Origin of the sequence: Sulfuricurvum sp. (assembly GCF_028681615.1) — a bacterium.
Taxonomy (GTDB): domain Bacteria; phylum Campylobacterota; class Campylobacteria; order Campylobacterales; family Sulfurimonadaceae; genus Sulfuricurvum.
The window spans coordinates 1-11,519 of record NZ_JAQUHV010000027.1 but is presented as its reverse complement, the minus strand read 5'-3'; the positions used below and the strand labels follow the sequence as shown (position 1 = coordinate 11,519).

The following is an 11,519-nucleotide window of genomic DNA, read 5'->3' as shown; positions in this document are numbered from 1 at the left end:
AGCTAAAGCATTTGTTGTCGCTGTGCTTAAAGGTTTAAGCAAATCTGTTGTGTTGTCAACATTACCAAGACCTACATCTGCTTTAGCCAATGTCACTGTTCCGCTTTTACCTGCAACGCTGATAACGCTTTCAGTACCATTCCACACTGTAAAATTGAACGTTCCGCCGTTTGTGTAAGTAATGCGGTAAGTATCTGCACTTCCTGCTGCACCAGTTCCACTTATTTTAGTGATAGTAGATATACCATTTCCAGTAAGACCAATGTCACCTTTATCACCTTTTCCAAAAGGAATACCAACACTCCAATCTCCACTTGTGGCGGATTGCTTAAAGTAGATAAGACTCATATCCGTTGCAAAATAAGAGAAGTTTATCGGCTGTGCATCATAACCAGTACGCTGTGCAAAGGTTCCAATAGCGTTGACACTAAATGCTTCACCTCTATCACCTTTAAGTCCTTGCGGAATAACAAAGCTTAGTTTTCCATCCGTAAGGTTATAACTTACTTGTGCAAGAGAGCCAGCTGCTCCTGTTGCTGTTTGTGTTGTAATAGATTTTATCTCATTGGCTTTATTCGTGGCGATAACGGCTTGATTGGTAGCAATAGTAGCTTGCATTGTTGCATCGCTTAAAGCTTGAAGTGCTGCTGTTTTACTTGCTAGTGCTTCGGCTGCTTTGGTAGTTGCTACACTTGCATTTGTATCAGCTTGAAGTATCTCTGCAAGATTGGCGTGTATTTCTAAAAGACTTGTAAGCTCTGCTTGAAGTTGATTAAGTTCATCGATACGCTGTGATAGTTCTTTAACATTACCCATGTTATTGCCTAAAGCGATGATGTCACCGACTCTGTTGGCGATAGTTTGCAATGCGGATGTAGTTTGTCCCCAAAAATAGACAGGCTTGATGTCTTTAGCCGTTCCACTATAAACAGTAAGTTCCACTCTCTCAATGTTGGAACTATGCCCATCAGCATCACGAAAACGAATAAGCGTTGGTGTAGTATCGGTTGTTTCCTCGACAGTACATTCTGTATATTGGATACCTGCCCATAAATCATCATTGACGATGTAGTTTCTAATATCATTGTGAGAAGTAAGCTCCAGCACAGAAGACCCACTTAAAAATGGTATAGAGATAATCTCACCACTCACTAACGTAATGTCTGCTTTGCTGTAAGAAACTACCGATGTGGAATCTAGTTTATTGAGAGATAAGTCAATGTCAATCTTGCGATTACCAAGATAGTTGCCTTTTTTAAAATCTTCTGTAACCTCTTGCAAATCAAGGTCTGCTACCTCTTGCAATACTGGCAAAACACTATCGTTAAACATAGAGTTTGCTTTAACTATAGTGTCTAAGTTTAAAGATAATTTGTTTACATTTTCTACGAACGAAGCCATTTAAGCCACCTTATTTTGGTTTATATATTTAGCGTAAATCCCATGCGTGGTTTTAGCTCTGTTGTTTTCATTGGCTGTGCAAGTAAGTTTTAATTCCATATTAATTCTCCTTTATATGTATTGTCTTTATGTGGGTAATATTGAGTTACGCCAAGTGTCGATAAGAAATTATCAACATATAAAGCTGCATTATTGCTAAGCTCACCATTATTAATCTTTTCCATTTCTTGAATAAAATAAAGCATAGAAGGAGTTGTGTCTTCTTTAGCTAAACCAAGACTAACAAAATTACTCTCTTGAAGTCTCTTATATATATTTCTATCTAAAGAAATATTTTGAGTGTTACCAAATGTTTTTGAGTTTCCACTAGCTCCACTATCTACTATCCTAATCATATAAATCCTCCTTTAAGAGGTTGCTCTGCTCCAACAGGATAAGAAACATTCTTTCTTGAAGCGTGAGCATCCAATGTTTTTTGGTGATACTGTTCTTTCTCATAATCCTTTAATCCACCCCATAGAACAACCTGTATAGCGTGTTTCATAAAATGATGAATTTCTGGCTCTATATCTAGTTCTGTCTCAACCAATATATTTGGCACATAAAAATAACCTATCTTAAGCGACAATAAACTTGCAGCATATTCACTTACCACATCAACAGTTATTGATTTGTCATCATTAATTATAAGTGTAACAGCCTCTGAGTCTGGTAGCAAGAATGGGTCATAAACAGAGTTTACGACAGTAGTCAAATAATAATTGATGATTTCTTTAGAAGGAGTAATTGAAAAAGAAGTTAAGCCAACATTTGTGAATTGGCTAAAGGGAATGGTCTCAGTCATACTAAAGCATAACTCTTGTGTAGCTAAATTATTAACACCATATCTAATCTTGTCTTTTAACTTGTCAACATTAAGTGTAGCAAGCCTTGCGTCAATACCCTGTGAATATTCAACCAAATCGTCAAGCGTAACAATCATAGCTTGCTCCTAAATGTTTTGATGGAATCATACCATACTTTTTTAAAAAACAGTAGAATCTTTTAAATCCATATCTTGATAACTCATACTAATCGAGTCATAATCAGACGGCAACACTACAAAGTTAGGGTCATTAAAATTTGCCAATGTATCTGGACAGTTGTGAACTATGTATCCACCATTTACTGAAAAGTTCCTAGATGCAGGAACTTCAAAGTTATATGTCTTCACTTTTGTTTTTACGCCTACGGCTTTCACTCCTACAAAACTTACTACAAGTTTTGGCGATACCCTTATAGGTATTAAATTTTTCTCCACATATTGTGCATATAGATTCTTTGTCATATTTTCCACTTGACCGTCTATATCTTGCATCGCATTTTGGAGAGCAAAATGTATTTCCGTCTCTTCTTGAGGTATCAATCTCTTTCCCACACGATACACACACTGATTTGAATACTCTATTTTTTTTTCCGATTTCTGCTCCGAGAATAGAGTGCCACGCTCTTCCTGCTGGTGATTTGTGCCACTTTGTAGCTTCTGTTCTTGCTTTTTCAAGAATTTTAATACCAGACTCAGACAGGTTTCTTTCTCTTGATTCTTTTCCGTGTTCTGTTGAGTGTTCTGATTTTGACAACAGCTCCAAGTTTGAGATTGAGTTATTGTCTTTATTTCTGTCTTTGTGATGAACTGAGTATCCGTGTTCTTGTGTTCCATTTTCGACAAACCAAACATATTGATGTAACCATTTTCTTTTTCCATCTGGGAAATTTCTTGTTGACTGGTAGTATCCATTTTGTTTCTTTGTCCATTTGTATCCATATTGTTCAACTTGCATTCTGTTATCCTTACAATAAAATCAGAAGTTGTCAAATCACCAGCATATACATATCCTCTTTGTGTTAAAAAAGGATGATTGTCTGTGGCTTTAATACTGTCTCCATTTTCAAGATAATATTCTCTAACAAACTTCTCTCCAGTAAGTCTAACATCTTTAATAAAATTAGTCAAGCTATCTACACCTAAATTCATAACTTCTGTGCCATTTTGTATTTCATCAATTCTTATTTGAAAGCCATTTGGCAAATCAACAAGCGTGTCTCCAGACAAACAGTCATCATGTCCAGTAGTATTAGTTTCTTTGGTTTGACCTAATATCTCTTTCTTTAACAACATAATCTCATCATGTAATTCATCATGTGGAAAATGCACCATCCTAGCTTTGAACTTTGGCTGTAATCCAAGAATCCTATACTCTTTCTTGGTAGTAGAGTTATGCTCTAAGCTATTCATTAAAAAATGTCTGTTCTCTCTAAGCATCTTCTCATCAATAAAATGACTTAATACTTGCTGTAATGCTGCTTTCTCAGCTCTAACCTCTAAAGGCTTCCACGCTGATACTTGCTTAAATAAAATATCTATAACTTCAGTAGGGCTAAATCTACCACAAGCCATATCAACAACAAACCAATGACCATCTCCATTTACACCAATCGTAATAATAACACTACGGTCTGCACTGTCCTTTCTGCTTACAGCTAAATCCATACTGGTAAAAAAGTTATATTTGCCCTTATTCTTTCTCAACTCTTTTAGACTAAACTCTTTAAACCAATCAGCTTTAAATATCTGTGTCTCTTCATTACTAACTTCGAGAAACATCTCTCTAAAGAACTCTGCCTCTGCACCCAACGCCTTAGCATCGTGATACATAGAGATAATTTTCTGAGGAGTAAATCTATCTGGCCAAGCACTGATAATCTTACTAGGGTCTGTACTAAACTCTTGAGCTACTTTAAACCTAACCGTATGATATTCTGGACTTCGCATAAGCGAACTAATCAAATCATTGTCCAACATTGGTGTACCAATAACAGTAATCTTAAACCTACTAATATCAACAGCCTGCAACACAGTACCTACCCACCAACTAATCAACTTCTTAGCAGCATCCTTATTGGTTAAGATTTCATCTCCCTGTAAATCATCCCCAATAATCCATTGAGGTCTTTGTCCCTCATAGTTAGTTCCCCTGAATGATTGACCAGCACCTCTAGCTGCAATATGGAATCTGTCACCCTTATTGTTTTCAAACAATAACATACCTTCTTTTCTTTTAACCAATGTCAAGAAGTTCTGTAACTTATCTGAATTTGTATAATAAGCCATACAAGACTGAAGCTGTGTATCCGCCTGCTCAAATGTATCTGAAATTAATACAGCATTCTTTACCTGTCCAAAGTTAGGCAACCTACCAAGCATCGCTGTATACAGTGGCATCTTATGACTAGTATTAGTAGTGTTGTGCGTAACGATATAATCATTAACAAGAAATGATTTTGTATCTGAATCAACGGCAATACATCTGCTTGGCTCATTATCTATATGGATTATGTCAACAATAGCAGAATGAATACACTTGTTTGTTTTTGGAGTTTTCCACAATTCTGCTTTTCGTTTTAGCTTAAAAGGATTATCTTTTAATATTATGAAAACTCTATATGATATAGTGTCAGTCCAATTGTTTGTAGATATATTAGCTCTTCCACCAAGGCTTCTAACTATACCCGCTACATCAAACGCTAATTCTTTGCTTACTGATGTAAAACTTACTGTACTTCCTTTTTTGTCTATTGTTCCATCAGTATCCATAAGCCCTCTAAGAACTTCAATTCTTTGATTATAACTTCCAATTTTAATAGAATGTGGTATTTTCTTTTTGTAACAATTTTCTACACCAATAAATTCCTTTACCTGTTTTGATATCCCTATAATTGAAAATCTTACAGTATCATCTCTTCTTTTGTCATGTTTTACTTCTGATGTTTGATACGGTATGTTTTGTTTTATCTCAAACACATCACCAATGTGCGAATGTATTCTGCTAAAACCAGACACTCCAATATTTCCATCGCCAAGTATTAAGCCAACAGTATACGGGTCTAAAGGTATGTTTTGTTCATAAAAATCAACACAAGAACATAGTGGTATAAACCACTTTGCTTCTCTACCACTAGGTACTCTTTCTGATATTTTTCTGTTATAGTGAACACCATGTTTTATAATTTCACTTGTTGTTATGTTATGCTCTTTAAACAATCCTTTTGTTGTTAGTCGCTTAACTATGTTTATATGGTCACAAGAAACCTTAACCTCTCTACCATCATTAAGAATTATTTTAAACATAGGCTTATTAAATATTTCGCTTGTGTGTGTAACAATAGTTTTTTTACCATTCCTGTCAAAAATAATATCGCCAACACAGATGTCTTTCATTAACTTATATCCGTCTGGAGTTATAATTTTTGAATCAAGTGAAACAGCTTTGGCTGAGCCACGAAACATCTCTCCACAAAACTTTGTATGCTGAGTCAACATCTCATCTATCAACTGAAAGTGCATCTTTGGAGTCTCATTCGTATCATTACCAAACATCAAATTATTCCAGTTAAAAAACTTCAAGCTCTCTTGTTGTGGTCTATACTCTTCTAAATAATTCATTGTATTACCTCACAGTCAACTATCTCTCCAGCCTTTGTAACCATCAAAGCCTTTGAAGCCAAAGCATTTAACTGTGCCTCTAAATTCTCTAACATATCTGAACCAATATTAATATTTATCTGTGTATCAACCTTCGTATCAGGTCTCTTTGTATGCTCAATAAACTTACCTAACGCATCAACACGATTCCTCTCTGAGTCACCATTCATACCAATATCAAACAATGCACTTAAAGCCATATAGTGTTTATCTGCAAACAGAATATGATTACCACATATAATTCTATCAATTAAACTACCACACCACTTAGTCCGTGCCAACTGATTAGCCCGTACATTAGCCATATGTTTATCATCTTCATCAAAGGCAATCATATAAGCCAACTTCTTTTCCTTACCTTCACTAATCAGCATAGCAAACTTAAGACCCTTCTGAAATAACTCATCCCCAATCTTATGCCGACTCTTAATATCATCAAAGTCCTCAAGCACATTCAGTGTGATTCCAGTCATAGCAGAGTTTATTGGTTTAGTAACTTCCATAGTATTCCTTTACTTCGTAAATTAAAGCTCTTAATGTACGCCACGAGTTATAATCGCAATAACTATTCCCGTTGGTCTCACGGGCATTCAACCTCTACCGCTCAAATGTTTAGTCACATTCTTTTACATGGCGTGTATTAAAAGCTCTGATGGAAGTATAACATAAAGTCTATTTAATATGCACTCGTCTTAAATGCTACGCATTACGACTCGTGCTATAAGTGGGATTTTGTAAGAAGATAGATGAGGATTTTATATCTAAAAGCGATATATTTAACAAGTTAAACCAAAGTAAACTTTGTTTTCACAGGTGAAATATATCGGTATTTTAGTAAAAAGTCAAGCGACTCTGGTACTACGGTATTCCCTAAATAGTTTCCACACACATATATGCTAATTTTTTTAAAGATAGATGCTTATAGTGCATCTTTGAAAAAAGTTTTGAGAAATTATTCACGCTAGTATCTAGTGCATATCTTAAATAGTTTTATAAAAATATTCACGCTATTGTTATGAGTATATATCTCTCTCTCGTCTACTTAAAAGTTCCCATCCCCCCTACACTTACACAGTTAAAAGAATTCTTTCTCCAACAACATCTAGTGTGAAGAAATTAAATCTCAAGGAGTTCCAATGTTCACAGTCATTACGTTATTAATCGCTACACCAGTTCTAATCGTTCTCTATATGGTTGGTAGTAAATCTACTCAAGCTCGTATCGAGAAGATATATGACTCTAGTGCATCTAAAATATTAGATGATTTAGAAGCTAGAATGAAGTCCGAGTAATCGGGCTTTCTTACACTTAAAACACTTAAATTAAATATAGTAAAATATAGTACATATAATAGTATGTATAACTTTACATACAATAATACATACAATTCTAAGTATATTATATATACATCTCAAAACACAGTTGAGACATAAAGCTAGTGTGATGAATAGAAATAGTTCTATTTCAACCAAGACCTAATGCTTGTCAAAGGAGCAGTCAATGAAACCAGTATTTAAAGTAACCTCACCAAAAACACCTAATCGTTCATACGAGTATGTAGAGCTAGATGGTAGTCAGTTGTGTGAATTGGAAGATTCAAAAGTAGTATTAACTACAGTTAAAAGTGGCTTAACCAGCCAAACAAAAGTAGGAATGTTTAAAGATGTATTCGTCATCCAACGAGCTCAAGAGCAATTTGGCGGAGCTGTAAAGTTCACTGAAGCAATCCTTGAGAACATCATAGACTGTAAATTCTATGGAGAGGTAGCAGAATATATGGCTACAGTCATAGAAGATATGTGCCCAATGGAAATCAATTCAGAGATTAACTGTTATCAAACCAGTATCAATTATAGTGGACGTGACTATGATGTCTGGTACTCAGGTGTTAACAAAGAGGTTGTTTGGATTAGTTTCAAATCAATGAGAGGTGAGAAGTTTGAGGTTGCAAAACCAAAAGACTTGTTCGCATAATGTGTGCCGTACAAGATATGTCAGAGACTAGGGTATCACCTAGTCCCTATGACATTTGGGAACGAGACCAAATCATTGACGAAGACGATGATGATTCAGTCGATGAAATATATGAGTTGTTTCTAGCCTATAGAAATGAACCACACCTGTTTGAACACATAACAGGACTAACCCTTCAGTAATGGAGGGTTATATTTTTTAAAGGAGACTATAGATGATTTTTGAAGATGGATATTTTGGATACTATGCACCAAAGAATGAACTAGAAAAAAGATTTCAAATATGGTGGCACGATGAAGGAAAGTTTCAAGTTCCACCAACTAAAGACTACAATGCAGTAAAAGAGCTAGTAAAAACAGCTTGGCTTAATGGTGCTTATGTGCAAGAAGAGTTATTGACCAAACCAAAATAAATAAACACTAAGGATAGATAATGTATAAACTACTAATAATTATTGGATTTCTATACATACCACTTGAAATAATTATATATATGCCATTTAAATGAGCTGTATGGGGTCTAAAATCAACGAACTACAGTTGAGACGATAGATGATATGGATTAGATATAAAAATCAATTACAGAGCCACTGAGGAGTAAATATGAATAAACCAACAATAGTCATAGAAGAAAGTTTATATGACCAAGCCAAAGAGTTATTTGGTAATCAGTATGAAATAATGATTTCTGAATCAATGCCTGATGACAAACCATCAAAACCTTTTAATCCAAAAGAAGCATTTGCTAAGTTTAGAAATAGAGCTAAGTCTAAAAAGTCAAGAGGTGGAAAATGAAGAGTTACGATGAAATGCTAGAAGAGTTTCTGGCAACCAATCAAGTTACTAAATGTCCTGATGCTTATGAGTGCAGTATAGAACATGAGTTTAATATCACTGCATCCAAGAAAGAGAAGCAGCGAAAGAAACGAGAAGAAGACAAGGGTTATATTAACAAGAGAAACTCAGACTTCTTTGATTTACGATACCAATAAGGAGAAAGTAATGAAACTGTTTTATATGAGATTAAAGAGGCTTTATGTAGTATATTCAACGAGAGTAAAAACAGACATAAGGAGATACCTATGAACGATAGTCCAAAAGATATAGCAAAATACTACGAGGCAGGTGTTTTAGGGAATTTTAGTACATCACTTATGGATTTGTTTGGCAAAGCAGATATCGAGAACAAAGCAAGATTATCTTTTGCTTTTCCAGAATATGCAGAAGCGTATAGAATTTGGTTTAAAGGTGAATATAAAAATGAAAACAATTAGTCAAATAGCTAAGATGTTTGATAAAGGACTAATCAAAAGAGACGAAGTTTATGAGATAGAAGTAGGTGACTTGGTTAGAATATACAAAGCTCACCAAAGAGCTTTAAGTGACAAGGTAACACTTGAGGCTAAGATTGCTTCGTTTGAGATAGTTGAACGAAAAGAGAGGGTTATCTATGGATAAAGATGGATTATGGCTAGGACTACTAGCTTTATTAGTTTTCTTTGCTGGAACACTATTTGAGTGGTATTGGGGATGAAATCAACAATAGAGATATACAATGAAGTTAGAAAAAAAAGGGGTAGATTAGCTGAGTTCTCTAAGTATCTAGTAGAACATGAGTTGTACAAGGATATTAGGTCAGCTAATCAAGCACTTAGATTTGGTACTGGTAACCTACGCATAGCTGAATTGTATACAGACTGGAAAGATGGCAAGGTAACAACTAGAGATATGTCTAAACACAATGAAAAACTAAAGGCTGTGTTTAAGGAGATAAAAACTAGGGGGTTAAAGCAAGACCTTACAGATATTAGAGACGTGTTAGAATATGCATTAATGGAGTTGACACTAGGTATAAAAAATGGGAACAAAGAACAACTACTTAATGTCAAGGGCATATTGCAAGATGTAATATATAAGGAAATAGAATGCCAATAGAAGTAGTTATCTTAATAATAGCTATACCATGTTTGATAGTTGTGATTGAACAACTAATTACTGTGCTCATAGAGATAGAAGAGCTTTTATGAAGCAAGTCTATAAAAGAGTTGACAACTCACCACCAAAGCTTTTAGAAACACTCACAGTAGAGGCACGACAGAGAGGGAATAAAATGAAAATGGTAACTATTGCGGTTTATGACACATTACAAGACTCGTATCAGTTAAATGACTGCGTAGGGCTACAGCAACTGTACAGAATAATCAGAGAACACGGATATATTACACGCTACGTAAAAACCGACAATGGTATGCGTATGCGATTAGTAAAGGGAAAATGATGAATAACATATTAGAACTAGAAGCTAAGTATCAAGAACTTGGTAAGGAAATAGAGAAGTTGAAAGCTAAGGAGTGTGGGTATCCTAAGTTTTTTAGACACAGAACTTTTGGGTATATTGTCAAGTTTACCTCTTTAGAGTATGGAGAATTAATGACTAAGTGTTATGGTGCCTGTGAAGTTGGTCATAATTATGGTTGGACAGCACACACAGACAAAGATGTATGGGAAGAAATACCATATGATAAAATAACTGGTTTCTACCATAAGCAGTTGGTGTGGTGTTGGGATAATGATAATACACACGCTAAGGTATTGAGGTTTTATGATGCTACTAATGGACGTGCGTTTAATGATGATGGGAAGAGTCATGGTTGCTGTTATGATAATTACAAACCATATGACTGGTCATGTGCTTATATTAACAAATGGGCTATTGAAGCTGTTAAGACTTTGGAGGATAAATAATGGAATACCTATTAGTAATACTCCTGACCTACTCCAACAAGTGCGGAGTGCAATACAAAACTGAACAAGTAGCAGTCTTTAAAACTGAACAAGCTTGTATCAGACAGGCAGAACAATTAGGTGCTATGTACCTACGTACTGGCAAAACGAATGTTAAGAATTATGAATACTCATGTGGAGGGTGGATGAGATGAAAAACGGACACATATGCTTTGAATGTTCTATAAAAATGCATTACACACTTAATTTTGGAAGTAAGGTATGCAAAGCAAAATGCACATTATGTAAAAAAGTTAAAGAAGGTGCAAGTAGAAAGTTTTATAAGCCAAAGGAGCAATGAGATGACTGACACAATAAAAGAATATATTACAGATAATGCGATAACTAACGCAGAACAAGACAATGAAGCAGTTGATGAGTTTGCCAAAGCTATGAAAGAAAAACTAGCTAAAGCAAGAGCCAAAGGACGCAAAGGTTGGAATGATAAAGAGACTTGCAGTGATGAAACTTTAGCTTATCTATTCCATGACCACTTACAAAAGCACAATGAAGGAAATTTTATTGACCTTGCTAACTTCTTGATGTTCTTACATATAAGAGGAGCAAAGCCTGATGTATTAAGTTTAGTAAAAGAGGGGGTTATTAAGGTAATGACTGCGGAAAGTGATTTAGAGCGTCAAGATATGATTATCAAATGTTTGAACATTGACTTAGATAATAAAGAAAAGTTGCTTAAAGCTAAGGACGAGGAAATCGAGAGACTGAAAGCAGAAAATAAAAAGTATATGGAACATATTACATTAAAACACTTAAGTGAACCTATTGTTTTTTGTGCTAGTTGTTCTGAAAAAGTAATTATGTTAAAGGATAACAAATGA

The 11,519-nt window shown here is 34.9% G+C and carries 14 protein-coding genes and 1 pseudogene; 10 read left to right on the top strand and 5 right to left on the bottom strand.

Annotated elements, in window-relative coordinates; genetic code table 11:
- From PHE37_RS13585 to PHE37_RS13565, 5 genes and pseudogenes are all read right to left on the bottom strand, one after another.
- Nucleotides 1-1,401, bottom strand: a pseudogene (locus tag PHE37_RS13585) (hypothetical protein); the annotation flags it as partial.
- 89 nt (nt 1,402-1,490) lie between these two features.
- Entirely contained in the window at nt 1,491-1,796 is a 306-nt protein-coding gene (locus PHE37_RS13580) for a hypothetical protein (protein WP_300008796.1), read from the bottom strand.
- Nucleotides 1,793-2,383, bottom strand: a complete 591-nt coding sequence (locus PHE37_RS13575) for a hypothetical protein (RefSeq protein WP_300008794.1) — start codon at nt 2,381-2,383, stop codon at nt 1,793-1,795. The genes PHE37_RS13580 and PHE37_RS13575 overlap by 4 nt, the downstream gene beginning before the upstream one ends.
- 42 nt (nt 2,384-2,425) lie before the next feature.
- Entirely contained in the window at nt 2,426-5,884 is a 3,459-nt protein-coding gene (locus PHE37_RS13570; RefSeq protein WP_300008792.1) for an LAGLIDADG family homing endonuclease, read from the bottom strand.
- Entirely contained in the window at nt 5,881-6,426 is a 546-nt protein-coding gene (locus PHE37_RS13565; protein ID WP_300008790.1) for a hypothetical protein, read from the bottom strand. The genes PHE37_RS13570 and PHE37_RS13565 overlap by 4 nt, the downstream gene beginning before the upstream one ends.
- Before the next feature lie 633 nt (nt 6,427-7,059).
- Between PHE37_RS13565 and PHE37_RS13560 the strand changes: the two genes are divergently transcribed.
- The 10 genes from PHE37_RS13560 (at nt 7,060) to PHE37_RS13515 (ending at nt 11,519) form a co-directional block, all read left to right on the top strand.
- A complete protein-coding gene (locus PHE37_RS13560) occupies nt 7,060-7,215 on the top strand; it encodes a hypothetical protein (RefSeq protein ID WP_300008787.1) in 156 nt (51 codons plus the stop codon).
- Nucleotides 7,216-7,423: 208 nt separating this feature from the next.
- Nucleotides 7,424-7,897, top strand: a complete 474-nt coding sequence (locus PHE37_RS13555) for a hypothetical protein (protein ID WP_300008785.1) — start codon at nt 7,424-7,426, stop codon at nt 7,895-7,897.
- A 214-nt stretch (nt 7,898-8,111) separates the two neighbouring features.
- The gene (locus PHE37_RS13550; protein ID WP_300008783.1) at nt 8,112-8,309 is read left to right on the top strand and encodes a hypothetical protein; all 198 of its coding nucleotides are present in this window, start codon (nt 8,112-8,114) and stop codon (nt 8,307-8,309) included.
- Between the two features lie 190 nt (nt 8,310-8,499).
- A complete protein-coding gene (locus tag PHE37_RS13545; protein ID WP_300008781.1) occupies nt 8,500-8,691 on the top strand; it encodes a hypothetical protein in 192 nt (63 codons plus the stop codon).
- Nucleotides 8,688-8,888, top strand: a complete 201-nt coding sequence (locus PHE37_RS13540) for a hypothetical protein (RefSeq protein ID WP_300008779.1) — start codon at nt 8,688-8,690, stop codon at nt 8,886-8,888. Before PHE37_RS13545 ends, PHE37_RS13540 begins: the two co-directional genes overlap by 4 nt.
- A gap of 90 nt (nt 8,889-8,978) precedes the next feature.
- Nucleotides 8,979-9,170 (top strand): hypothetical protein, encoded by a 192-nt coding sequence (locus PHE37_RS13535; RefSeq protein ID WP_300008777.1) that lies wholly within the window; start codon nt 8,979-8,981, stop codon nt 9,168-9,170.
- Nucleotides 9,157-9,354, top strand: coding sequence for a hypothetical protein (locus tag PHE37_RS13530; RefSeq protein WP_300008775.1), 198 nt, complete (start codon nt 9,157-9,159; stop codon nt 9,352-9,354). The genes PHE37_RS13535 and PHE37_RS13530 overlap by 14 nt, the downstream gene beginning before the upstream one ends.
- Nucleotides 9,355-9,426: 72 nt before the next feature.
- The gene (locus PHE37_RS13525; RefSeq protein WP_300008773.1) at nt 9,427-9,831 is read left to right on the top strand and encodes a hypothetical protein; all 405 of its coding nucleotides are present in this window, start codon (nt 9,427-9,429) and stop codon (nt 9,829-9,831) included.
- 342 nt (nt 9,832-10,173) lie between these two features.
- Complete coding sequence (locus PHE37_RS13520) at nt 10,174-10,641, top strand: hypothetical protein (RefSeq protein WP_300008771.1); 468 nt, start codon at nt 10,174-10,176, stop codon at nt 10,639-10,641.
- 341 nt (nt 10,642-10,982) lie between these two features.
- Entirely contained in the window at nt 10,983-11,519 is a 537-nt protein-coding gene (locus PHE37_RS13515) for a hypothetical protein (RefSeq protein ID WP_300008769.1), read from the top strand.